Genomic DNA, 22,696 nt, shown 5'->3' with positions numbered 1-22,696 from the left:
CCCCCGGAGGCATTCCCGCCTCGATTGTCCGTGCGTCATTCCACGATTCCGTCCGCAACCCGGCAGTCAAATGCCTGCGACGAACGTCGGGCAACCGTCGACGAGAATGTATTGGCAAATCCCGTTCCGGACGATTCAGCATCTCCCATTATCGCAATTACGTTAAAGGCTGTCCGGCGATTGCCATTTGGAGGTAGTAGTTGGAAACAGCTACGGTTAGAGAACAAGTGTGGACAGACCTTCTGCGGACCGTCACGACTGGCCGCTTTCCGGCGTCGGAAGTTGTTTGATCAAAAGCGTTGGTAGTCGGGCCGGCCGGTCAGCCCGGTGAAGGGTCAGCTCGCCCACTATCACGACGGCGAGGTGAACTTGAGCTTGCTGCCGTTACGGAGGAGATCGGCCGCCTGTGCTGCCATCGATTGCACGATTGATTCAGCACTCGGGCGGTCTTCCAACAGACCCACAGCCTCTCCGCAGACGACTGCAACCGTACCCAGGTCGTTCTGCGCGCGTGCCTGGGCGTATTTCTCAGACAGCGTACCAAAGGCGCGGAATGCCTCGGCTTCCCGGTCAGCCCATTCGTCGGTCAGCTTATTCTTTAGGAAGCGAAGTGAGTATTCTGTCGGCCACGGAAACCCTCGCAGCGCATCGAGCACGTTCGTCCGAATGGTCGAATCGCCGGTCACACCGATGGCCTTGTCAGTGTGCGCCTTTGGGGTGAGCGCTTCGGCCGACGCCCACAGACGCGTCCCCACCACCACCGCGTCTGCACCAAGCATCAGGGCTGCTGCCAGTCCTCTCCCGTCCGCTATGCCTCCGGCGGCAACCAGCAAAGTCTCGGGCGAGCGTTGTTTCAAGTAGTCGGCAGCTTCCGGTACAAACGGAAACGTTGAACGGTTTCCTCCGTGCCCCCCTGCCTCAGTGCCCCGTACTACGATCGCTGCGGTGCCAGCGTCCAAGGCCGCGTCGATCTGCGACAAGAACTGCACCTGGCAGATCAACGCGGCGCCCGCGTCGCGGATTTCTGCTGCAAACGGTCGAGGGTCGCCAAATGACAGGAACACCCACTCCGGTCAGACAACTTTCTCCAAACCGGTCAGTCAGCCAGATTTAGGTTTTGCAACCTGGAGTGCCAATAAGCGGCCGTTGGCGACCTCACCCAATCGGCCAGTTGCGGCCATTCACAGTCGCATGGCGGACGTCTGCTGATGGAACAACAAGTCGCCACTCGGCGAGGCGACTTGGTGCGGGCCCGAACTTGCCAGCCTGGTGGCGGAGCTGACGAACGGCTGCACTCTTTAAGTCCGGTCGCGAGCGCTCGTGTCGCGGCTACCGGCTGCCGTGTGCTTCAGTATAAGTCCGACCGTCGGGCCGGTCAGTAAAGCGTACACTGTGCCCGCGCATGTAGTTCGGGAATGCCATGAAAAAAACGTACAGGTACAAAGGTTTCGAGGTCGCCGTCGAGCTTGAGGCTATGCGGGAAATTTCTGGAAACGTTACCTTATTGCCACCGAAGGGCTTTGTGGCGATCGTGTATGTGAAAAACGTGAATGGTCATCCGGTGGCCCCACCGGTGCGCCTGACAGAAGAACGGCAACGGCCCTTTGCGACGCACGCCGATGCTCTCATGGCGGGGTTCAGCGCCGGGCAGCGCATTATTGACGACATGTTCAGCCGATAGTCGGCAAGCGCGGGGCTGCGCAAAAAATAGCCTGTCCTTCAACTGAAGGACAGGCCAGGAAACACACACCGGGGAATCGCACCCGGACCGGATACGATATCCGGCCAGAACAACCAAATCAAGGGATCGAGCATCTGTGGCTGTCGGCGCGTGCCCATGGCTACGCGATCAATTGCGTGGACTGCGTGCCGGGTGCGCACTATGCGGCCCGCTCTGTGGCGGAACCCCTATCAACGCGACGCAACCGGTCGTCGATCAAGCGCAGATACAGCCCACATCCACAGCCGCTTCAATACGTCATGAAGACCTTCGCGAAAACTGGTCGGTCGGCTGGAACGGGTCGGCTCCGGAAGTTCGGGCCGAGGTCGCCGGGGATGCGCGGCGCTCGAACTGCGATCTTCGGCAACCGGCCACCATGCGACAGTCGCGTATTTGGTTCGAACGGCCGTTGTTGGATTCAGGCTGCGCACCGAGATCGCGCTGGCGTCATCAAGTTTGCGGGGACAGCCAGTCGCGCGAAATCCGGCACCAATTTGCGCGTAACATACGGTACGCTGATGGCCGCGATGACAGCCCATTTGCGTAGTGGAGACGCCTACATGCGACTTGCTGACTTTATCTCCCGGGACGTCGAGCCGATTCTGGCTCAGTGGGAGACGTTCGCGGCCTCCCTGCTGCCGGCGGCGGCAAACATGGAGTCGTTGGCGTTGCGCGACCATGCGGCGCAGATCCTGCTCGCGGTGGCAAAGGACTTGCGGACTTCGCAAACCAGGGACGCCCAACGCGAGAAATCGATGGGACGAGCGCCCGAGTCGATCGACGCGAGCGAAACAGCCGCACAAACGCATGCCCTGCTGAGGGCACGGGCCGGCTTCAGTATCAACCAGCTCGCCGCCGAATATCGCGCACTGCGCGCAAGTGTACTTCGCTTGTGGATGGACGACTGCGAACCCGCGGTGCCTGATCTGGACGACGTCATTCGCTTCAATGAAGCGATCGACCAGGCACTTGCGGAATCGGTCGCCTTTTTCAGCATGCAGGTCCAGCAGAACCGGAACCTGCTGCTTGGCATGCTGGGGCACGACATGCGTAGCCCGCTTCAGGCGATTCAGGTGACCGCATCGTATCTGGCTGCACTGAATGCGGGCGAGCGAGTATCGGGCGCAGCCGCCCGACTGATACGAAGCGGGGCCCGGATGCAGGCGCTGCTTGACGACTTGAGCGATTTCAACCGAAGCAAGCTTGGTCTGGGCATCAACGTCACGCCCACCAGTATCGATCTGGCGGACGTGCTTGCCGACGAAGTGGACGAATTGCGGGCAGTTCATCCTGACAGGCAACTCGAGCTACACGTGAGTGGCAATTCACAGGGCGTCTGGGACGGCCAGCGCCTGCAGCAACTGCTTCAAAATCTTGTACTCAATGCCATCAGGTATGGAGCACAGGACACGCCGGTGTGCGTGGACGTGACCGGCGATGCAACGCATGTCCGTATCGACGTCACTAACTGCGGGCCTGCCATCGAGCGCGCGACGCTGGCGCGCATCTTCGATCCCCTGACGCGGGGGCCGGACCAGCAGAGCAACCATGAAAGTGCGGGTAGCCTCGGACTGGGTCTGTACATTGCCCGTGAAATCGCCGCGGCCCATCAGGGTACGATCGAAGCGCGGTCCGACGAAAGAGAGACCTCATTTTCGGTGTCACTCCCGCGTGCAGACGGGATCGCAACAGGGCGTTGAGGGTCCGTCGCAGCGAGGCGAAGCGCCCCGTCGACATTGGTCGTCGCGGGCACCTGCTGTGCGGAAAGCGGTCATCCATTCGTTCAGTCCAGATGACGCAGTTGGATCGGTGTGGGACCAACGCGGCGCAAAAACGGGACGAATGCGAAGTGATGCCGGCGAGAGAATCGGTTTCATGGCTGATATCTCTGGGCGCAATGAACTGACGCTCCCGCTACGTCGCGCATGAGGCTGTGCCCGGGACAGTGGCGTGCTTCATGTCGGACTGCTGGCCAAAGACGACGCATGATTGACGGCAGTATCGCCCCATCTAAAACCCGAGACCGACGCCGACGCCTCCGAAACCACTCCCACCGAAACTGCCTGCCCCGATCCCGATGCCGACACTGGGGCGCGGCGCATAATAGCCGGGCGGGTCGCCGTAGCCGTAGTAGGGCGGCTGGGCAGCGACGCAACCCGCAATACTGAACGCTAAAGCCAGGATGCCAAGTAGCTTGATCATGACGCGCTCCCTTCCATCAGCAGGACAGGGACATCGCGAGCAAGATCCGGTCCCTCGCTGGAAGTCCCCGAGGCAGCGACATTCCGCGCATGCATCCATGCATGCGTCGCCCTAATAGCCGTCCGATCAAACGTCCAAGTGCGATATTTTGCGTCGAGCCATCGAGCCAACCTGTTTCGACAATGATCGCACCGCCGACCGAAAGATTGAGATGGGGTGTCCATTCCATCTCGGCCAGGAACGGACGTCGACGTACCAGTTAGGATTGCTCCGAAGCGGACTCTCGAGAACTGTTTCGCGTAGCTTGCACGCACCGGAGAGGTCCAGGATCCTTGAGTGCCGGGAACGTGAACTCCGCGGAGTTCGGTTAGCCCCGATTTGATTCACGCGTCGCCTGATCAGGTTGGCGCGACGTGGACGCTCTTCAAACGTGCGCGGCCCAGCCAAGTCACCCGGCAACCGACGACGGCAATCTCCGCCGCGTGTTCGCGCTGAACACCACCACGCGGCGCGGGCGCGCGAGGCCGCGCACGTAGATTTTCACGCTTTCGGTTTAATGTTCTGGTTGACTCGCAACAGGTTGTTGGGATCGTACTTCGCCTTGATCGAGGCAAGGCGCGCGTAGTTCTCGCCGTAGCTTAGTTCGACTCGGTTCTCCGCCTCGTCGGCGTCCAGGAAGTTGACATAGGCGCCTTCCAGATTGAACGGGTGGATAGCCCTCCAGTAGGCACGGCCCCAGGTCTTAAGCGCCTCGGCGTCCTTGGGATCGGGGCTGATCGCGGCAATAACCATCGAAAAAGACGCGTCCCGGGCGCTCCACGGCGTGGCATCCCTGGCGACGCGCCGAACGGCACCGTCTATCGGGTAAAGGTGCATCAGGCAGAGTGTGGTCGGTGCCTTGAGCGCGTTGGCGATGTGCACGTCGATCGCCTCGTCAGGTAGCGCCTTGACAAAGTCGCCCTTCCAGTACCACTGCAAGCCTTTAGGGAAGAACGGGTCGAACAGACTGTTGATGGCAGTCCACGGCATCTCGCCCATCCAGTTGAACAGCGGGGCGGCCAGTTTTTCGAGCAGCGAGGCCATGAGCTTCTGACCCTCTGCGATCGGCCCGTTGAAAGCGCCGATCAAGGCGCAGGCGGGTTTGTTCCAGTGCTCCTTAGGGAAGGGATCGACTGGAGGCACGGTTTTCAGGCCGACAAATAGGCCAAGCTCTTCGGGAGCGTGTGGGATGAAGTCGCGGTACATCGCCATAACTTGCCTGGCTTCCTTGGCGTCCCAGAAGATCGGGCCGGCGAACACCATATTGGCTTGGTGGGCCTGAAAGAGAAAACTGGTGACCACGCCGAAGTTACCGCCGCCACCGCGCACCGCCCAGAAGAGATCAACGTGCTGGTCCTTGTTAGCGGTGACGAAAGAGCCGTCGGCCAGCACTACATCCACCTCGAGCAAATTATCGACCGTGAGGCCGTGCTTGCGCGTGAGGTAGCCGGTTCCTCCGCCCAAGGTCAGCCCCGCGACCCCCGTGCTGCCGACGATGCCGAGCGGTACGGCGAGGCCAAAAGCGTGGGTCGCGTGATCGACATCCGCTGCAGTGCAGCCTGGTTCGACACGCACGGTGCGGCTCGCTGGGTCGACGCGCACGCTGCGCATCTGCGACAGGTCGATGACCAGCCCACCGTCGCAACTGCCCAAACCGGGGCCGCTGTGTCCGCCTCCGCGGATTGCGAGAAGCAGTTTGTTATCGCGCGCGTAGTTGACCGCCGCCATGACATCGGCGGCGTCGGTGCAGCGAGCGATCACCTTGGGCCGCTTATCGATCATGCCGTTGTAGAGCGCTCGCGCCTCGTCGTAGTCCTTGTCTGACGGACCGATCAGCCTCCCGCGAAATTCCTGAATCGCAAACTCGCCCATGACGCTGCCTCCTTGAAGGGTTATCCATCGCGCGCCCGCGCGACGACGGGCTGCCGTACCAAGAAGCCTCCCGCCGGACTGTCGACAAGAACGACCTCGGGGCGCGTGTGATCGATCGGCATCTATGCACCTATCCGGTAGCCGTTCGCGAGCTTGCTCCGACGCAATTGCCGGAAGGAACTTCCGAGTGACGACACTGACAGCAAGACGACCGAGCAACCAGTCGAATGAAACCCGACCCATCGGCGGCCGCTCTTTAGTCTAGTCCACGGGTGCGGCCGACCGCCAGGAGGGCAATGCCGGGGCCAATTGCGGACGTTGGGTGAAGGCGCCAGGATTTTCCATCGCTTCCCCCAGGTTTACTGCGGCGGCACAGTGACTAGACTAGGTAAGGCTCGCGGATATTAGGTACGCGGCCTGCTCAATGAGTTGCACACACTCCACGCGGTCGGAGAGGAGGCTGCACACATTGTTTGTGCGGCGTGCTCGTCTCGGCGGTCCATCAAACAGGAGGATCCAATCATGCAAACTGTTATAAGGACATATTCCGGAAAGGGTGCAAAGGAGTTATTCGATCTGCTGGAGAAACGAGCGGCTGACGTCGAAGAACTGCTGCGTTCGGTCAAGGGCTTTGTCGGATACACCCTCGCACGCAGCGGCGATGGCGGATTCTCGGTTACTGTCTGCCAGGACAAGGCAGGCATTGATGAAAGCGTCGAAAAGGCGAAGGACTGGATCGAGAAAAACGCCGGAAACACGGGCGCGGCCGCGCCGAAAATCTCGGAGGGATCAGTCCTCATTCACCTGAAGTAACTTCGCCTCGCGACTGGCAGCGCGTTGAACCCGGCAGCGCTCTCCGGGAGCCAGCAGTACCACGCCGCTCGCCGGTTCAACATACAGCAATCCGTTTTTCTCTTCGTCGAACGGCGAGTTGCGGACAAGCTGCGCATGTGACTCATGTCGAACGTTGAACGGCTGCTTCGGAGAGGATTGACGACCCGCAGTTGCGCGCTGCCGATCGCAGCCGGACAAGGATCTGGCCTCGTATGCCGCCTTCATTGGGCAGTAGTCGGCCGGCAAGGGAGGTTCGACCAGACCTTCACGCGGGCGTTCGAACCTCCGCTGCGCCGCCAACAACGGCCTTGCGCTCGCATCATGTGATCGACGCTCCGCCTCCTTGCGCAGCCATGATCAAGTTGGTGGCGTCGGTGTCCGCTGGCATCACTCGCACCGGCGCGCGCCGTATCGCGATAGGTCGGCGAAATGACCTAGTCGTCAGGCTTAAAGGACCGAAAACCTGCGCCCAAGGTCGGGCTCAGCGCCACTCATGGCAAGCGCCTTAGCGAGCGCGAGCCCATGCGGGACTCGACTAACGGAAGCCGTAGACCAGGACCTTTTTCCCTTCAAAACTTTCTTGCACACCTTGCTCGCAATCCGATGGACACTTTACGTTGCCGTCCCCGCTCACGCCTGACACGGTGACGGCCCTGTAGACAACGGATTCGACGAGCGTCCCGTCGTCAGCGACGACGATGTTCAGATCAGTTTCGACGCCGGCCGGCACGGCTCCGCCAGCGGTATAGACGATTTTCATAGTGCCGGTGCAATCGGAGTTCACCGTGTAGGTGCCCATCTGGTTCGGATTGAATGTCGTCTGCCCCCCTTTCGGCAACCCGCCAATCATGCCAAAGTCGGTGCGTTGAAAAGTGCCCCTGCCGTCGAACGTCACCAGGGCGACGTCATCGAGGATCGACGGGGCAGCATACGGATGCAACGTGCCATCGGCAGCTTTCAATCCAAGTATCTCTCCGTGACCGATAAACCCAAACGGTCCCTTTAGCGTTGCGTTCGAGCAAAGGCCGCCGCGGTCGCCGCGGTCGCCGCGGTCGCCGGAGCCGCCGGCCTGCGCGGCGCCACTGAGCGTGAGAAGTGCAACGGCGGTTGCTGACAAAATGCTTAAATGGTTGATCTTCACGGCCATATCTCCTTGTCACCGAACCAGGCACGTAACATCACAGCGCGCAGGCGCCTAGTACCTGGCGAGATAGGCGCCCAATCCAAACGAATGGAAATAAAAGCGGCCGCAGTGCTACCCCGGCTACCGCGGTTTGCGGAGCAAGCGATGAGGGAGCGAGAGAGCGTCGGTGCGACGGCCTCTTCCCGAGCCTGAGGCGAGAAAGCCCATGCGTGGGGCAATGGAATGAATGGCGAAACGCTTCACCAAGCAGTCATTTTTTCGCCCGGTGTCGGCAGACACGTGCAGATGGGGTGCACGAAAGTCCGCGAAATTGTGACTTCGTGAGTCGGCCGAGCTTAAAGTGGCATAGCAAATAAATACTGTACTTCACGATATTCGGAGGGTGGCTGATGAATTTCCGACAAAAGGCAGCCATATTTACAAATTGCAAACGATGAGCTTTCGCCGTGCAGCGAATGCCTGCGACTGCGTCGTAGGTCGGCCAGCAATAGGCGAGGATGACCGTTGTACCTTGGAAGCTGCCGTTGACGTGGCTCCCTGTCATTGTCCGAAACGGGTCGAGGCTGTGTGGAAACGTTCGGCGCGTAGCGGTGATAAGTTGGGGTAAAGCGCGATCGAAGGAAACAACTTCGCAGCTTTTCAATTGGTGGCGCGGCGATGGGCGTTCTCAGGCCCTCATCGCCTCGATCAATGCCTTCGTACCCAGAATGTTCATCGCGCGCTTGAGGTTGTAGGCTAATACGTGAAGGCTCATCTCGGTTCGAACACGTGGCAGCGTCTTGGTTAGAAAGTGCACAGAGCCCATCCAGAACTTGAGCGTTCCGAACGGGTGCTCGACCGTCTGTCGTCTCAGCCTCGCGGCGTCCGGCGTCTGATCGAGTCGGCACTGCATTTCTTCAAGCACCTTCTCATGTTCCCACCGCGTGACTCTTCGGTATGGACTCGGCGTGCACTGCGGTTTCAGTTGGCATTTCGGACACGCTGACGGCCAGTACTTATGGATCGTCAGGCCGGCCTCAACAGTCGTGAAGCGCCAATTGGCTCGCTCTCCAGCCGGGCAACGATACTCGTCGTCGGATTCGATGTAGACGAAGTCTCGTTTATCAAAGCGACCCTCGGCCTTGCTGTTCCGCTGTTTGAGGCCAGCGGTTTCGGGACCAGCGTCTGGATTCCGTCTTGCTCGCATCGCAGAATTTCCTCACTCTTGTACCGCGATCAGCAAATGCGGTTAGCTGATTTGCACCAATCGCATCTCGCGCCAGGTTGGCCATCGCCGCTAACTGGGAACGATCGTGGCCGACATTGACGACCTCATGCGCAACGATCATGTGGTTCTTGAGATCCACAGCGGTCTGCACGTTATAGCCGACCATTCCTGTGCCACAACCGCTGGTTGCCATTGAGCGCGCGTCCGGATCAGTTAGCGAGATCTGGCCGTCTGGAGCTGCACGCATGCGCGTTTCGATCTCGCCGAGTTTCTGCATCTGCGCCTTGATCTTCAATATCTTTTCTTTCAGGTGCGGGACGCGTCCCTCCGGTAGGCTCGCTGGCTCACGATCGGCCCGATCCAGTTCATCCATGTAACGGCCGATGCTTTGCTCGAGTTGCTCCATGCGAGCCTTAAGCTTGTGGTCCGTGAAGTTCTTGTCGCGGTTGTTGACCGCTTTGAACTTACTTCCATCGATGGCAACGGTGGCATCCGAGAACAGCTTCGATTGCCGGCAAAGCATTACAAACTCCCGGCAGACTTTGCGGATCGCACCGCCGTTGTCTTTGCGGAAGTCAGCGATGGTTTTGAAGTCCGGGGTCAACTGGCCCGTCAGCCAGATCAGTTCCAGATTGCGCTGTGTTTCGCGCTCAAGACGACGACTCGATTGAAGCCGGTTCAGGTACCCATAGATGTACAGCTTGAGCAAGGTCGATGGGTGATATGCTGGTCGACCGGTTACAGCTGGTGCAGCACGCTCGAAGCCAAGACTCATCAGATCAGGTTCGTCGACAAATACGTCAATCACACGTACAGGGTTATCAGCGTCGACGTAATCGTCGAGAGACTCAGGCAGCAACGCGACTTGCTCTCGCGCCGCGCTTTCGATGTATCGCTTCATGGGCCACCATCGGAAAACGTGTTGACTAACGACAGGCGATCGACGTGTTTTCACACAGCCTCGGTCGATTTGCGACAGATCGTTCTGTCGCTACCGTGCCTGTTTTCCGTTTTTTGAAGCGTCCCCAGGCAGATGTCGTCCAACCACGGTATTACCTTGAGGGGCGGCGTCGGCGTCCACCGCCAGCAGCGCAAAGCATCGGCGTTGAAAGCCATACTGGCACGGAGCAGGCCTGCGCAGTCACCGACGCGAGTTGAACAACCGTAAAAGGTAAGCGCTAGTTATCGGCTGGCGTCTCCACCGATGTCCCGATCAGGCGCAGCAGTTCGGTATGCTCCGGCCCTTTGCCATCTCGAACAAGGAAGTCGCCAATTGAGATGTCGGACGGCCGGCCACCTGACGAGAGGTTTGGCTCATGTCGGACGAAAACCCGGCCAGAGTCGTATTCGTGGACGAGGGACCAACGGTCTCCGTTCGCGCTCCTGTAAAGCTCTCGCGCCTTTTGAGTCATGGCCCCTCCTATTCGGGCTAAGCGTACAACGGCCGAGACGTCGCTGACAGGGTGTCAACGCTCCTGCGAATTTCGCTGGTTTCACTAATCCACTCGCGTCAAAATGTGGAATGCGCCCGCTCTCGCGATGCGTCTGCAGCTTTCGCGCAATCGGCTACTGCATCGATCGAGACAAGCCATCCGGAGCGAGGAAAAGGATCATGCAGAGCGCGATTCGGCGGCATTGCCTGAACGTTGTCGCGCTGGCGACCTATCTCGCGTTGGCAGCCGTCAGTACCAGTCTGACTGGCTGCAGTTCACTTTACAGTGAAGGCGCCATTGCGGGTGCCGGTGTCGCCGGGGCGGCCGTCGCCGGCACGGTGACCAGCAACGCGGCCGTTGCCACCGGCATCGGCCTCGGCGCAGTGGCCGCTGCCCGAGCCGGCGTGCAGTATTCGGAACGCGTGATGCACGCGTATACGCAGGCGCAGATTGCGACCGCGGCGGGACCGCTCGCGGTCGGCGCCGTGGCACCCTGGTTCACCAGGCACAGCGTACCGATCGAGCCAGACGAAAAAGGCCGCGTGACTGTGAGCCGGATGATCAGTACCGGCATGCTCGACTGCAAGGAAATTGTCTTTTCCGTCGATACCGATGCGAAGAAGGATCAGCCCGCGACCAGTTCGTTCTACATCGCTGCGGTGTGCCGTGATGGCGATGACTGGAAATGGGCCTCGGCGGAGCCGGCCACAGCACGCTGGGGTGCATTGCAATGAAGCGCCGCCTTGATGCGATGCTGGCGGCCGGCGTTGTGGCGAGTTTGACGGTAATGATGGGTGGCTGCACGTCGATCGGCGCGGTGGCCGGTGCGGTCGCCGCCGTATCGACGGGCGCCGTCACCAGCAATCCTGCCATCGGCATCGGCGTGGGCATCGCGGTGCAGGCCGCCGCCGACGAAGCCGTCAGGCGCGTGACGAAATCGCTGCACGGCGACCAGCAGATGGCGATCGCGGCCACGGCGGGAGCATTGCCGGTCGGCGAGACGAAGCCGTGGCGGGTCAAACACGCGCTGCCGCTCGAAAATGGTCACGGCGAGGTCCGCGTGCTGCGCGAGTTCGACAGCGCGCTGGCGACCTGTCGCGAGTTTGCATTTTCGGTCATTGCTGGGGAGAAGCCCGGTGCGCCCGCTGACTGGTTCGTCGCGTCGATCTGTAAGGATCAGGACGGTTGGAAGTGGGCTTCGGCCGAGCCGGCGGTCGGGCGATGGGGTACCTTGCAGTAAAGTCCCGTCGGAAGGCGCGCGCACTCGCCACGTCGAATACGGCTGGCGTTACGCACTATGTCGCAACAAGGCGTTAAGGCAAGATCCGGTGGCCGGAAAGTGCTGACGACCCCGATGGCCAGGACGACGAAGACCGCGCAGGACCTTGCCCCTGGCGTCGGCAAGGTGCTGAAGCGACTGCACTGTCCACTTGATGTGATTTTGACGTGCGTGTGGGGTCTGCTCGAGGATACGACGCTTGCCGCCGCTTGCCCGGCAAAGGGTGGACGGGTAGGAGGCTAATGTTCGCGCGGAGATCCGCCAGGCTGGGCATCGATCGCGCGCCTGGCGAGGTCTATCGCGTCGCTGACTGCGGCCGCTACGCTGAGCAATGAGCGGTAGTGCTCCGGCTCAGGTATGCGGCCGCCCTTGCGGTCGATTTCGCCACGCCGCGACATCTGCTCCACAAGCAATGTAACGGTCGACCCGCCGTCGCAGTCCTCTCGCGCGCTGACCGTGATAATGTAGCCTCGGTGCACCTGTTGCTCTTCCATGGCCAACTCCAGACAACCAATGCAATGTTATTCAGCGATGCCGGCGAGGTCTTCGATGTCGTTTTCAATACGTCCTCGCGCTTCCACCGCCGCTTCCTCCGTAGTTTTTGCGATCAGTGGGAAAATCAGTCCGTTCCCCTTGAATGCGCCGGCGAAATGGACCCATGCCGCGTAAGAACAGACGCCGGATTCCAGCCGACAGATATTCAGAACTACATCATAGGTACGCTGCAGTCCCTGTCGACGCGCGTATTGAAATTTGTACACCTCGGTATCAGGCATGACGACCTCTTCCGCACCTTAAGCCTTAAGGGAAGGTGGCTACGTAGCGACGAAGATCTGCGCTCGTCGCTCGGCATAGCGCGGCTTCCTCCGTTCATACGAGGTTACGCCCTTCCGTATACGTTGCGAAGACACGCTCAGTTTTGATAGTGCCCTTCCTTGTACATATCGATGTCCGGACACTACGTGCACGGATCGCGGCAACGGTGCATTGGCGTCACTTGATCGGCGACGCGGCGATTGGGTTCGTCCGTACCCGGCCATCTACCGTCGTTGGCAAGCTCTCTCACGCAGTCATTCGAACGTCGGCTTCACGTTGGCAAGGGACGCATGCGTCCCGATCGTGTCCATCGGGCGTTGGCCATTCCGAAAAGCTAACCATTAGGATATTCCATGCTCTCGCTTGTCTAACCCGATGCTTCCATCTTGCGTCGTATTAATCCACCTGGCGTGCCGCACCGACGTATGGCGCTACCCTTTGTTGAAACAGGTTCACGACGCGGGACATGGATTTCGCTGCCAGAACGAACAGAGCGCCGGCCATACTGTAGTCGACATGGTGCATCAGGTCGGTCAAATAGAACATGAATAGTGCGATGAGCGGGTGGTACATCACACGGCTTATCAGGTTTTTCATCGGCATCTCACGCTGTTTCGTTTGCCCGAACCGGTAAGCCACTGTGCGTGAACCGATCTGCGCAAGTTTGGAGGCGGCCAGGTTCCGAAATCGGTGGAAGGTTTGGCTGCGAAGTGCGGATGACGTTGATCTGTCACGTCCCGCCCTGCGACGAACCTTGCCTCTCGCAACCTGTTGCCGTCCTGCCCGTGCGTCGATGTTTTTTGCCCGATCGTCCAGGTCTTGCCTCCGGTTCGCCTGGCCATTGCAGCGCGTCCAGAAGGGTTGTCCGGTCCTCCTGCAGAAGGGCGCGACCTGGTTGCACGCGGTTGTGTCACACAGCGATGCGCTCACACTCAAAAGTATCGAGGCAGACCCGAAGGAGCTGTGATGATGGGGCAGTACGTCGCCGTGCCCGCACACCTCGAATCCCGGTCGCGATTGCCCCGCAGACCATGAACGACAGAACGATGCGGAGACTCAGGACGACCTGCTGCCGGAATCAATCGAGATCAGACATGCTCGCTAAGGGCCACCCGCGAACATCCGCACGAATCGCGCGGCGATGCATCATGCGTGCTGAAAAATCATCGGTAAGGTATTTGTTATGTACCGCCGCAGCAGGTTTAACATGTACCCGTCGGCCAGATTGAAGAAATGGCCGGCATCCCTGTTCACTTGCCCGGGAAATCGCATTTCACGCGAGCTATTCATGGATGCAGTTTCTGACGTCCTGCGCGCTGTGCGGCTAAGCGGCGCGGTGTATCTGAATGGAACCTTCACGGCACCGTGGTGCTTGATAGGCCGCACTGATGCTGCACTCTGTGCAGCATATTTACCACGATCCGAGCGTGTAGTTTCATACCATATGATCATAGAAGGTAGCTGCTGGGCACAACTGGCAGGCGACCCCGATTCGGCTATTCATCTCAATGCCGGCGAACTGCTCGTGGTGCCGCAAGGCGAAACACACGTGATGGGCAGCGCCGTGGATCTTGCGCCCACGCCAACGGAGTCGCTATTAGTCGGGCCGATGGAGACAGAACCCGGTGAGGTGATGACGCTATCCCACGGAGGCGGAGGACCTACGACTCGCATCGTATGTGGCTTTCTGGCCTGCGACGATACGCTAAGTAACCCACTGCTTTCATCGCTGCCGCGACTCTTCAAGATTGATATGCGTCACGATCCGCGTGCAGCATGGCTTGAGTCCTCTCTCAAGTTGGCTGCCGCCGAGGCAGCCGGTTCGCGGGCGGGCGGTACGATCGTCCTCGCCAGACTGTCCGAACTCTTGTTTGTCGAAGCGGTCCGTAGCTGTATTGAAGCGCTACCTGCTGACCAGACAGGATGGCTGGCTGGCGTGCGCGATCGCTATGTTGGACGTGCGCTTTCGTTGCTCCATGCAAGATCAGTCCACCCTTGGACCGTTGATGAGCTTGCGCGCAAGGTGGGGTTATCGCGCTCCGCGTTGGCGCAACGTTTCACCGATCTTCTTGGACAACCGCCAATGCAGTACCTGGCGCGATGGCGCATGCAGATCGCGGCGCAGCAACTTCTGATTGGCAGTAAGTCACTCGCAGCTGTAGCGGAGCACATTGGTTATGAGTCGGAGGCAGCGTTCAGTAGGGCCTTCAGGCGGGAATTTGGAATGCCACCGGCCGGTTGGCGCAAGAGCAAAGGAAAGGTGAACGGTGCTACCGAGTCTGGGCCGGCCGCACTCGGCGCGATTGGCATCACACCACCACCGGATCAGTGACACCGACCACTAAGCCCAACGTGCTTCGACAACACCAGCAGGCGCACGACGTGAACGGTGACTCATTGCGCCAATTGACCAAATCGCAAACGTGCCCCGTGCCATGCCCGACGCAACGTTCATTCACACGCGTCAAATCCGACCGGGGGTTTCGGTCATATCTCACGGCGGCCTGATCATAGAACCTCGCGTCTCCCAGTCGTACATTTGAGCGTACCGGAATGCCAGCTCAACCGTCTGGTCCTGGCCGGTAGATAAACACTCAAATCCCGACCGCATGTCGGTCCATATTGGGAGAAATGCTATGAACGCAGTATCGCGACTCACCGACCGCGATCGTTATGCCCGGTGCATTCGCGCCTCAAAGTTGGTCAGTTGGGACATCGACCGTGACGTGATTGGAGGCCGCACCTTCGACGCGTCTCAGAAATATCTGCCCGACGGACTCTCCCTGGCTCCGAATTTCGTCACGCTGTCCGATGGCGAGAAGCGTTTCGTCAGCCAGATTCAGGGACGCACGTATGCCAACGTGTTCGGACTGGTAGAGCGCTTCATCAATGCCAAGGTGCTGGAAGTCAGCCGTGACTATTGGCTCGGTGACCAGGTGGCGCTTGAGGCGCTGGTCCGCTTTAGCGACGAGGAGCTTAAGCATCAGGCGCTGTTTCGCCGCATCGACATGATGATCGGGGAAACCCTGCCCGCTGGCTATCGCTTTAACGTCGACCCTGATGCCATTGCCGCCGTGGTCCTCGGCAAGAGCACCTGGGCCGTACTGGCGCTGACACTGCATATCGAACTGTTCACCCAACTCCACTACCGCCATAGCATCAACCCGGACGGTCAGCTTTCCGAACTGTTCAAGAATGTATTTCTCTACCACTGGAAGGAGGAGAGTCAGCACGCCATCCTCGACGAGCTCGAATGGGGGCGTCACGACGCCACTGTCACGGCCGGTGATCGCGACAAGGCTGTTGACGAGTTCATTGAACTGGTCGCCGCGATCGACGGCATTCTGCAGGCGCAGGCCGCCGCCGACGCGCGTTACTTCGTGGCCAACTGCGGCCGCGCAGTCTACGAACTGGAAACCCTGTCGGTCGAAGCGAATTTCCTTGAGGCTTACAGGTGGCAATACATCCACTCGGGGGTACGTCATCCCCGTTTCAGGGAGGTGCTTTATAGCCTCATCTCCGAAGACCAGGGCATGCGCATCCAGGCTGCGCTCGCCACCCTGCAATGCGATTTGCCGAAACTGAAACAATCCACGTTTGTAAAGGAGATGGAACATGATTGCCAATGCACAGATCAATGAACCTAACATCGTTAACGGCGTCAACGTCGACGACCTGTTCGCCCTGATCGAGGGCGTCAGGGGCGATGCATCGAAAGCCGCCACCAGTTGGCGCGTTGCAACGACCTGGCAGGGCCAGACCCGGAGTCGCGCCGAGGTAGAGGGGTTTGCGATCGGAGGGCAGGAGGTGTCGCGTCGATTCACGATCGATATCGATGAGCCTTGCGAACTTGGTGGCTCGAACCAATTCGCCAATCCTCAGGAGCATCTGATCGCGGCGCTGAACGCCTGCATAACGGTGGGTTACGTGGCGCAATGCGCCGTTCGCGGGATCACGCTGCAATCTCTGGAGATTGAGACTGAGGGTGACATCGATCTTAGAGGATTTCTTGGGATCGACGCGGACGTGGCAAACGGCTACGAAAGCCTGCGTTACACCGTTCGTATCAAGGGTAGCGCTACTAAGCAACAGTTCGCCGAAATCCATGACGCGGTAATGGCCACTTCTCCCAACGTCTACAATCTGGCGAATGCAGTCGCCTTGAAATCGACTCTTCTGGTCGAGTGAACTTCGCGATGTGGGCGCCGCGACCCGAATCGTTTCCGTCGCGCCGCCTTTCCGAAAATGGACAGAGGTATCCGTAAAGGAGATAAGCCTCAGCCTTGCTGAGTCCTTAGCGCAAAAGCATTCCTGGACGAGAATCACTGGAAACGGGCAGGCCGCAAGCTGAACGCCTGCGTGGAAAGAATTAGCTCGGTCGGTCAAGGGCGAGCGCGCGCACTAAATCCTTCGAACCGGACGTTCGTTTACAAGGCCGGCCGCCGACAACCGCCCTGTGCGAGGGTCTACCCGCTGACCTAACTGAGCGAAAGGCCGTTCTACCTTGCAAACAGCCATTTAATCTTGCTTGGCCGAAGGGCCGTAGCGGGTCGACACGGGTCCTTGCTTCTTGTTGGATGATCGCGCGGCGGTTCAATACTCAGGCGGCAGGCCGATCGTCAGTACTATTCCTTTGTCGTTTTCGGTTGTTGAGGTTGATGCTGTGGGTCAGGTCCGCGTTGCGTCGGAGCCCTTTACATGCGTCCGGGGGCGATACATAGCGCACGTCGTCGCAGCAGCACGCATAGACCGGAAATCCGTACACGTTCGTGCGGATGATATTCGTTGGCCCGTGCAGCGGGCACACCGCTTTCATGGCGCCTCCTGAGACTCACCTATGAACTGTCTATGGTACCCGCGGCCCGTCACTTCGACACGGCCAAACACCGGTTCGCGCGTGCGGCAGCTGATTTTCCCGAGCGACGGTGCGCGGCCACAAGCGGACCGCCCCGGATGGTTGAATCTGCGCAACTCAGTGTCCGAAATATCGAAATATAGTCAGGATGTGCCATTGATTTGGCATTAGTACCGCGCGACAGCGGAGTTCGACGCCCTGTGTCCCGGTGGAAATCCATGTGCGCGCGCCCCGCGTGCGATCCACATACTGGCCAACACCAGGATCAACGCGACCCACGGGAACGACGCAACGCCCAAACCGCTGAGCAACAGGCCGCGCAGCAGTCCACCGCCGGCAATGGCGCTGTTCCAGGTGGACTCTTGGCCAGAGACCGTGTTGCTTCAACGGCGGCGCAGACATTCATTGCGCTCGAACAACTCGACAACCCAGTCGATGAAGACGCGGACCTTCACGCTCAAATACCGGTTGGGCGCATAGACGACATTCACGGGGATCACATCTTGACTCCAGTCCCGCAGGACGGGCACCAGTTGGCCGCTCGAGATCGCATGCTGCACGGTATAGGCGGGCGCTTGAATGATTCCCAGGCTCGCCAAACCCGCAGCCAGATAGGCGTTGGCGTCGTTGACCACGAGCTTGTGGTTCAACGTTGGTTCGACGTTTTGATCTCCGTTCACGAATTGAAATGGCCGGGCTCGCCCGTCGCGGGCCCATGTCATGCCGATGGTCGGTCGCTCGCGCAGATCATCGGGCAATCGGGGCGCGCCGTAAGAGCGCAGGTAGTCCGGCGTCGCGCAGGTGACAAAGCCGAATTCGCCAATGCGCCGTGCTGTCATGAACGGCTCATCCACGACGCCAGCTCTGATCGCACAGTCGATGCCTTCCGCCACGAGATCGGTATGCTTGCTGCCGATTTCGAGCTCGATGTCGACTTCGGGAAACAGGCGATAGAAGTCGGACAGGGCCGGTATGAGGACGACTGTGCCAATCGCTGCGGCAGTATCGACACGGATTCTCCCCGACGGCCTCGCGCGCGACTGGCGAGTCGAAGATTCGATATCGGCTATCTCGGCAAGCACGCGCACAACGCGCTCGTAATAGCTTGCCCCTTCGGGCGTCAACGTGAGCGAGCGCGTCGTGCGGTGCAGCAATCGGACTTTCAGGTCGTTTTCCAGTTGCTGGATGAGTCTCGTCACCGTAGCATTCTGCAGATCCAGCGTCTCGGCCGCCTTGGTGAAGGTGCCGGCTTCAACGACCCGGACAAAGACGTTCATTGCGGCGATGCGGTCCATTTTTGTCTCCGGGCGACGGAGGCACTATTAGACCGCAAACTTTGTACCTCCCGCTAGCGCCCCTTGAATTCGAGCACTGGTCGTGGGCGGCCGCTTTTGAGAGCGTCAACCGCAGACTGGATGCCGCGCCGCGCATCTTCGGTTTCGAACAGCGGCATGGCGATGTCTAACATTGCGTCGTCCGCGGCCGCAACACCACCGATAGCCCACGCGCGCAGCAGCGCCTTGTGCGCTGCATACGCACGAGTGGGTCCGCGCGCGCACTTTTCTGCGAATGCCATCGATTCCTGCCGAAGTTTATCGTCCGCAACGACATGATTGACGATGCCGAAGTGCGCCATCGTGGCGGCCGGCACTTTTTCAGACGTGATGGCCCACTCGGAAGCACGCGAGCGTCCAGCTCGTTCTGCCATGCGGTATATGCCGCCGAGAACGGTGACGATGCCAAGCGTCTGCTCAGGATGCCCAAAAGTTGCCGACTCCGCAGCAAAGATCACGTCCGCACGCAGCGCCAGCTCAAGGCCGCCGCCGAAGCATAGGCCATGCACCGCGGCGATCACCGGCATGGGCAGCCGTTCGAAGCGGTTGAACACCGACATATAGTGCTCGAAGCGCGCACGCAGTTCATGCACGGTCGCATCCGGCCATTCGAGGATGTCGCCCCCGAACGAAAAGTCATTGCCCTCGCTTCGGAGAACGACAGCCCGCGCGTCGCTGCTTTCGATGGCGGTGACTGCCGCCGCGAGCTCGTCGACTAGTTGGTCGTCGATGCGATTCTGCGGCGGGCGATTCAGAACAATAGTTGCAATGCCGTCGATGAATTGTATAGTCAGGTTGGGCATATCGTTTTCCTTATGAACAAATGGCTGGATTAGCCCAGGTGCTGGTTGAACCACTCGATTGCGGCTTCGCTGGAGTGCTTGAACATCGACAGATACGGATCGAAGTGTCCGCCTTCAATGGTTACAAGACGCTTGGGCTGCAGCGCGCGTTCGTAGGCGGCAAGCTCCAAGTCGGTCAGCGTGATGGTGTCATTAGTGGCCACGACCATCAGAAGCGGAGTGGGTGAGACGCGGGCAATCCATTGCCCCGGCTCGTACATGCGGGCGGCGCGCGTGGACCGGACGGTTACATCGTTCTGCCACGCTCCCTCCGGAAGCGGCTGGGTGTAGAAAGCGATCGCATCTTTCGCACGATACGAGGCCGCAATGCTGGGGTCGTCGCTGACGATCGCTTGGCGGCGCGGAGGCTCACCGCGCAATTGCGCACGATCGTCATCCGAGAACGCTTCTTCGACTGCACCGACATTTTCGGGGGGAATGCGGCGAAGGCCCTGCTCATAGCCGCTGATGGTCGGAACCTGTGCGACGATGCAACGCAGTCGCCGATCCGTCGCGCCCAGCACGATGGCGTGGCCGCCCGCGTAGCTCGTGCCCCACAGGCCAATACGGTTCGGGTCCACGAACTCCTGGGTCTCGAGAAAGCTGATCGCGCGTCGCCAGTCGGCTATTTGACGCCACGGATCGATATCGTTTCGAGGCGCGCCTTCGCTCGCGCCGAAGCCGCGATGGTCGTGCAGCAGGACAACGAATCCCGCCGCAGCAAAGGCTTCTGCAAAGGGCTCAAGGCCCATCTCTTTCACGCCGGCATAGCCGTGCGCCATCGTGATGGCTGGCCGGCGCCCTTCTCCGGGCGGGACGAAGAGCCAGCCGCGGAGCTTGACGCCCCCATCGACTTCAAATTCCACATCAGTACGTTTCACCATTACAACCTCCAGAGATTATTAGCTCAATGAGCGGGATCGTAGAAAAAGCTGGCGTCAATCTTGCCTACCAGTCGGCGTGATAGTTCGGAAGAAAATTTCAGTGCGCTGCCAAGCGGCCGATGGTGAATGGCAGCGCGGACGATATTCCCGGCCTCGTCCATTGTTAGGACAGTGACGCCGGAGAACTTCTCGCCCCCAAAGGCCTGGACCTCCCATTCAAGGTAGTTGCGCAGGCCATGTGTGGCTTGATGCGTGAACCTCAGCGACTCATAGATCGAGCTCGCAATTGTCAACACGGTCTTGACGTTCTCCGCTCCTTCCACTGGCCTGGTGAGCACGCTCGCTTCAAGCACCACGTTTGCTGCGAATGCGTCGCTGAAAGCATCCGCCGACTTCTGCTCGAAAGCGCGCGTCCAACCTTGGGCGACAACCCCAGCTTTGACCGGCTGATCGACCACGGCCAGGAATTCGCTGAGGATAGCGGCGACGGACTCCGGTTGCTCCACGTGCGGCCAGTGGCCTGCATCTTCAACGACCGCAATGGTGGGGTTGGTGAAATGCGGGGCCACGGACGAGAAGATCATTTCCTCGTTAACAAACAAGTCACCCGCACTCCTGACAATTAAGACGGGACCGCTGTAACATGTGTGCTCGGTGCCTGACGGATGGCCCTTGTTCCAGATGTCGGCGAAAATGCCGACGGATTCCGCCTTGACCCGATCGCCGATGCGACCGAGCTTTTCAAGGCGTGCGTCATCGAGGTTCACCGACTCCTGGCGACGGAGTTCGCGCTGCGCGGTCGGATTTCCGGCAAGAGAGTAAAAGGACTGCATGACCTCGTCCGGCAGGCCGGCGCCATGAAGTGGCACCGGCGTAAGCAGGGCGAGCGCGCGCACCTGCGATCCCAGTACGCTTGCCGCCAGCTCTGCTACCTGCGTGCCCATGCTATGGCCAACGAGAACCACGGGACGGTTCAGCGTGCGGACACGGTCGACGACTTCGTCGGCAAAGCGATCGAGACTGTACGGACCGTCTGCATCTACGCGTCCACCCATGCCCGGAAGGTCGACACACACCGAATCGTTGGCGCGTTCCCCAAGGGCTGCAACCGTATCGTCCCAGGCGGCGGCTCCGTCAAGGAACCCGTGAATGAATACAAGGGTGGATTGAGAGTCTTGGGGGATGTTCGGCGTCACGCCGTTTTGAGCATGCGAAGTCATGGATATTCCTTGTTGTCTGGTTATCAGCTTAGAGCGTGGCGCCGGAGGCACTCCAACTCTTCGAGTCGATCGGCGAGTAGCCGTCCTCATGACCATCCAGCCGGCCCAGCCGTTTGCGGCTGAGCGACGAAAGAATCTGTTCGTCCACCGGGGTCGTGAAGGCGTTTTGCACCAGCGTATATTCGGCGGCGAGGCGGCCGATCGCCTGTAGGGCGCCTGTATCGATCCGGCCGCGATCGAGGTATAGCTCGTCGCGGATCTGGAAGCGGAGCACTTCGCCGAATACGACATGTTCGCCTTGGTCGCCGATTGGGATAATGCGCTCGACCTTGCACTCCATAGCGATCGGCGATTGCTTTACGCGCGGTGGGCGCACGACGGCGGATTGAGCCTTCTCGAGACCGATCGCAGTGAATTCGTCGACGTCGGACGAGAATTCGAAGGCCGAGCGATGCATCGCGTGGGCCAGATCTAGATTAACCACGTTGACCACGAACTCGCCCGTGTCTCGGATGTTGACAAACGTATCTTTCAGGGTGACGCCATCGGAGCGCGGTTGGAGCGAAATCGAAATCATCGGCGGTTTGCGCCCGACGGCGGTGAAGAACGAAATGGGCGCGAGATTTGCCACTCGCGCTTCAGAAAGCGTGCTGACCCAGGCAATGGGGCGCGGAAGAATGGAGCCGATCAGAAGTTTGTAATTCTCCGCGGCATTCTGGGTAGAGGGATCGATGATCATGGTCGTGTCTCCGGACTCGTAGGTTCATCTGTTCGAGATTGCGTTGTCGCTCGTCCCGTCAGTGGTGTCGGCGTTGGGGCAGGGCTTGTGGCTAATGTAGAAAAAGTCATCAACGGAGGGAAGGTGGCGCGGATGAATACCTCATTGACGATTCGTCAATAGTCGGGTCGCCTTCCATGCGTCGGCGGACAAGGCCCGCCGGTGTGCATGCAGCAGCTGACAGTCTTCGGTGCGGATGCTTCCGCGACCCCACCGTTTTCGATTTTGATGCCCCGT

At 59.8% G+C, this 22,696-nt stretch carries 20 protein-coding genes and 2 pseudogenes; 9 read left to right on the top strand and 13 right to left on the bottom strand.

Annotation, left to right across the window (positions count from 1 at the left end; genetic code table 11):
• Positions 1-350: 350 nt before the first annotated feature.
• Entirely contained in the window at positions 351-1,064 is a 714-nt protein-coding gene (locus tag B0G80_RS36440; protein ID WP_116122555.1) for a nitronate monooxygenase family protein, read from the bottom strand.
• A 356-nt stretch (positions 1,065-1,420) separates the two neighbouring features.
• On the opposite strand from B0G80_RS36440, the gene B0G80_RS36435 reads away from it, so the two are divergent.
• Positions 1,421-1,681, top strand: a complete 261-nt coding sequence (locus B0G80_RS36435; RefSeq protein ID WP_116122554.1) for a hypothetical protein — start codon at positions 1,421-1,423, stop codon at positions 1,679-1,681.
• A gap of 599 nt (positions 1,682-2,280) precedes the next feature.
• Positions 2,281-3,420, top strand: a complete 1,140-nt coding sequence (locus tag B0G80_RS36430; protein WP_116122553.1) for a sensor histidine kinase — start codon at positions 2,281-2,283, stop codon at positions 3,418-3,420.
• Between the two features lie 310 nt (positions 3,421-3,730).
• On the opposite strand, the gene B0G80_RS36425 is transcribed toward B0G80_RS36430, so the two are convergent.
• Together B0G80_RS36425 and B0G80_RS36420 are read right to left on the bottom strand one after the other, a co-directional pair.
• The gene (locus B0G80_RS36425; RefSeq protein ID WP_116122552.1) at positions 3,731-3,922 is read right to left on the bottom strand and encodes a hypothetical protein; all 192 of its coding nucleotides are present in this window, start codon (positions 3,920-3,922) and stop codon (positions 3,731-3,733) included.
• Between the two features lie 540 nt (positions 3,923-4,462).
• A complete protein-coding gene (locus B0G80_RS36420) occupies positions 4,463-5,833 on the bottom strand; it encodes an FAD-binding oxidoreductase (protein WP_116122551.1) in 1,371 nt (456 codons plus the stop codon).
• Between the two features lie 522 nt (positions 5,834-6,355).
• Here B0G80_RS36420 and B0G80_RS36415 point away from each other — a divergent pair.
• On the top strand, positions 6,356-6,646 hold the full coding sequence (locus tag B0G80_RS36415; RefSeq protein ID WP_116122550.1) for a hypothetical protein: 291 nt from the start codon (positions 6,356-6,358) through the stop codon (positions 6,644-6,646).
• Positions 6,647-7,202: 556 nt separating this feature from the next.
• Here B0G80_RS36415 and B0G80_RS36410 read toward each other — a convergent pair.
• Entirely contained in the window at positions 7,203-7,814 is a 612-nt protein-coding gene (locus tag B0G80_RS36410; protein ID WP_258879158.1) for a hypothetical protein, read from the bottom strand.
• A 664-nt stretch (positions 7,815-8,478) separates the two neighbouring features.
• Positions 8,479-9,919 (bottom strand): annotated as a pseudogene (locus B0G80_RS36405) (IS1182 family transposase).
• A 711-nt stretch (positions 9,920-10,630) separates the two neighbouring features.
• On the opposite strand from B0G80_RS36405, the gene B0G80_RS36395 reads away from it, so the two are divergent.
• The 3 genes and pseudogenes from B0G80_RS36395 to B0G80_RS36385 all read left to right on the top strand — a co-directional run.
• Entirely contained in the window at positions 10,631-11,185 is a 555-nt protein-coding gene (locus tag B0G80_RS36395; RefSeq protein WP_116122548.1) for a hypothetical protein, read from the top strand.
• Positions 11,182-11,691 carry a hypothetical protein gene (locus B0G80_RS36390; RefSeq protein WP_116122547.1) on the top strand — a complete coding sequence of 170 codons (510 nt, stop codon included), beginning with the start codon at positions 11,182-11,184 and terminating at the stop codon, positions 11,689-11,691. Before B0G80_RS36395 ends, B0G80_RS36390 begins: the two co-directional genes overlap by 4 nt.
• 114 nt (positions 11,692-11,805) lie before the next feature.
• Positions 11,806-11,904, top strand: a pseudogene (locus B0G80_RS36385) (IS6 family transposase); the annotation flags it as partial.
• A gap of 65 nt (positions 11,905-11,969) precedes the next feature.
• Here B0G80_RS36385 and B0G80_RS36380 read toward each other — a convergent pair.
• The 3 genes from B0G80_RS36380 to B0G80_RS36370 form a co-directional block, all read right to left on the bottom strand.
• Entirely contained in the window at positions 11,970-12,224 is a 255-nt protein-coding gene (locus B0G80_RS36380) for a hypothetical protein (protein WP_116122546.1), read from the bottom strand.
• A 27-nt stretch (positions 12,225-12,251) separates the two neighbouring features.
• Entirely contained in the window at positions 12,252-12,506 is a 255-nt protein-coding gene (locus B0G80_RS36375; protein WP_018420610.1) for a hypothetical protein, read from the bottom strand.
• A 436-nt stretch (positions 12,507-12,942) separates the two neighbouring features.
• Positions 12,943-13,143, bottom strand: a complete 201-nt coding sequence (locus B0G80_RS36370) for a hypothetical protein (protein WP_258879157.1) — start codon at positions 13,141-13,143, stop codon at positions 12,943-12,945.
• A gap of 691 nt (positions 13,144-13,834) precedes the next feature.
• Here B0G80_RS36370 and B0G80_RS36365 point away from each other — a divergent pair.
• The 3 genes from B0G80_RS36365 to B0G80_RS36355 all read left to right on the top strand — a co-directional run bounded on the left by B0G80_RS36365 (position 13,835) and on the right by B0G80_RS36355 (position 16,734).
• Positions 13,835-14,878, top strand: coding sequence for an AraC family transcriptional regulator (locus B0G80_RS36365; protein WP_116122544.1), 1,044 nt, complete (start codon positions 13,835-13,837; stop codon positions 14,876-14,878).
• Positions 14,879-15,182: 304 nt separating this feature from the next.
• A complete protein-coding gene (locus B0G80_RS36360; protein ID WP_258879156.1) occupies positions 15,183-16,187 on the top strand; it encodes a hypothetical protein in 1,005 nt (334 codons plus the stop codon).
• On the top strand, positions 16,162-16,734 hold the full coding sequence (locus B0G80_RS36355; protein WP_116122543.1) for an OsmC family protein: 573 nt from the start codon (positions 16,162-16,164) through the stop codon (positions 16,732-16,734). The genes B0G80_RS36360 and B0G80_RS36355 overlap by 26 nt, the downstream gene beginning before the upstream one ends.
• A gap of 1,050 nt (positions 16,735-17,784) precedes the next feature.
• Here B0G80_RS36355 and B0G80_RS36345 read toward each other — a convergent pair.
• The 5 genes from B0G80_RS36345 to B0G80_RS36320 are packed head-to-tail and all read right to left on the bottom strand — an operon-like array spanning position 17,785 to position 22,420.
• Positions 17,785-18,696, bottom strand: coding sequence for a LysR family transcriptional regulator (locus tag B0G80_RS36345; protein ID WP_116122542.1), 912 nt, complete (start codon positions 18,694-18,696; stop codon positions 17,785-17,787).
• Between the two features lie 53 nt (positions 18,697-18,749).
• Complete coding sequence (locus tag B0G80_RS36340) at positions 18,750-19,592, bottom strand: enoyl-CoA hydratase/isomerase family protein (RefSeq protein ID WP_258879155.1); 843 nt, start codon at positions 19,590-19,592, stop codon at positions 18,750-18,752.
• On the bottom strand, positions 19,568-20,461 hold the full coding sequence (locus tag B0G80_RS36335; RefSeq protein ID WP_116122540.1) for an alpha/beta hydrolase: 894 nt from the start codon (positions 20,459-20,461) through the stop codon (positions 19,568-19,570). The genes B0G80_RS36340 and B0G80_RS36335 overlap by 25 nt, the downstream gene beginning before the upstream one ends.
• 23 nt (positions 20,462-20,484) lie before the next feature.
• Positions 20,485-21,681 (bottom strand): alpha/beta fold hydrolase, encoded by a 1,197-nt coding sequence (locus tag B0G80_RS45530; RefSeq protein WP_181920148.1) that lies wholly within the window; start codon positions 21,679-21,681, stop codon positions 20,485-20,487.
• Between the two features lie 28 nt (positions 21,682-21,709).
• Complete coding sequence (locus B0G80_RS36320) at positions 21,710-22,420, bottom strand: flavin reductase family protein (protein WP_116122539.1); 711 nt, start codon at positions 22,418-22,420, stop codon at positions 21,710-21,712.
• Positions 22,421-22,696 lie beyond the last annotated feature (276 nt).

This window comes from Paraburkholderia sp. BL6669N2, from assembly GCF_003387275.1.
Taxonomy (GTDB): domain Bacteria; phylum Pseudomonadota; class Gammaproteobacteria; order Burkholderiales; family Burkholderiaceae; genus Paraburkholderia.
The sequence above is the reverse complement of the archived record's forward strand: the minus strand, read 5'-3'. Positions and strand labels throughout refer to the sequence as shown.

What these genes read in the sequence shown, in the direction of transcription:
- B0G80_RS45530 (WP_181920148.1), bottom strand. Translation starts at nt 21,681, where the DNA reads ATGACTTCGCATGCTCAAAACGGCGTGACGCCGAACATCCCCCAAGAC.
- B0G80_RS36420 (WP_116122551.1), bottom strand. Translation starts at nt 5,833, where the DNA reads ATGGGCGAGTTTGCGATTCAGGAATTTCGCGGGAGGCTGATCGGTCCG.
- B0G80_RS36435 (WP_116122554.1), top strand. Translation starts at nt 1,421, where the DNA reads ATGAAAAAAACGTACAGGTACAAAGGTTTCGAGGTCGCCGTCGAGCTT.
- B0G80_RS36365 (WP_116122544.1), top strand. Translation starts at nt 13,835, where the DNA reads ATGGATGCAGTTTCTGACGTCCTGCGCGCTGTGCGGCTAAGCGGCGCG.
- B0G80_RS36355 (WP_116122543.1), top strand. Translation starts at nt 16,162, where the DNA reads ATGATTGCCAATGCACAGATCAATGAACCTAACATCGTTAACGGCGTC.
- B0G80_RS36370 (WP_258879157.1), bottom strand. Translation starts at nt 13,143, where the DNA reads ATGAAAAACCTGATAAGCCGTGTGATGTACCACCCGCTCATCGCACTA.
- B0G80_RS36410 (WP_258879158.1), bottom strand. Translation starts at nt 7,814, where the DNA reads ATGGCCGTGAAGATCAACCATTTAAGCATTTTGTCAGCAACCGCCGTT.
- B0G80_RS36375 (WP_018420610.1), bottom strand. Translation starts at nt 12,506, where the DNA reads ATGCCTGATACCGAGGTGTACAAATTTCAATACGCGCGTCGACAGGGA.
- B0G80_RS36360 (WP_258879156.1), top strand. Translation starts at nt 15,183, where the DNA reads ATGAACGCAGTATCGCGACTCACCGACCGCGATCGTTATGCCCGGTGC.
- B0G80_RS36415 (WP_116122550.1), top strand. Translation starts at nt 6,356, where the DNA reads ATGCAAACTGTTATAAGGACATATTCCGGAAAGGGTGCAAAGGAGTTA.
- B0G80_RS36390 (WP_116122547.1), top strand. Translation starts at nt 11,182, where the DNA reads ATGAAGCGCCGCCTTGATGCGATGCTGGCGGCCGGCGTTGTGGCGAGT.
- B0G80_RS36335 (WP_116122540.1), bottom strand. Translation starts at nt 20,461, where the DNA reads ATGGTGAAACGTACTGATGTGGAATTTGAAGTCGATGGGGGCGTCAAG.
- B0G80_RS36345 (WP_116122542.1), bottom strand. Translation starts at nt 18,696, where the DNA reads ATGGACCGCATCGCCGCAATGAACGTCTTTGTCCGGGTCGTTGAAGCC.
- B0G80_RS36320 (WP_116122539.1), bottom strand. Translation starts at nt 22,420, where the DNA reads ATGATCATCGATCCCTCTACCCAGAATGCCGCGGAGAATTACAAACTT.
- B0G80_RS36430 (WP_116122553.1), top strand. Translation starts at nt 2,281, where the DNA reads ATGCGACTTGCTGACTTTATCTCCCGGGACGTCGAGCCGATTCTGGCT.
- B0G80_RS36395 (WP_116122548.1), top strand. Translation starts at nt 10,631, where the DNA reads ATGCAGAGCGCGATTCGGCGGCATTGCCTGAACGTTGTCGCGCTGGCG.
- B0G80_RS36380 (WP_116122546.1), bottom strand. Translation starts at nt 12,224, where the DNA reads ATGGAAGAGCAACAGGTGCACCGAGGCTACATTATCACGGTCAGCGCG.
- B0G80_RS36425 (WP_116122552.1), bottom strand. Translation starts at nt 3,922, where the DNA reads ATGATCAAGCTACTTGGCATCCTGGCTTTAGCGTTCAGTATTGCGGGT.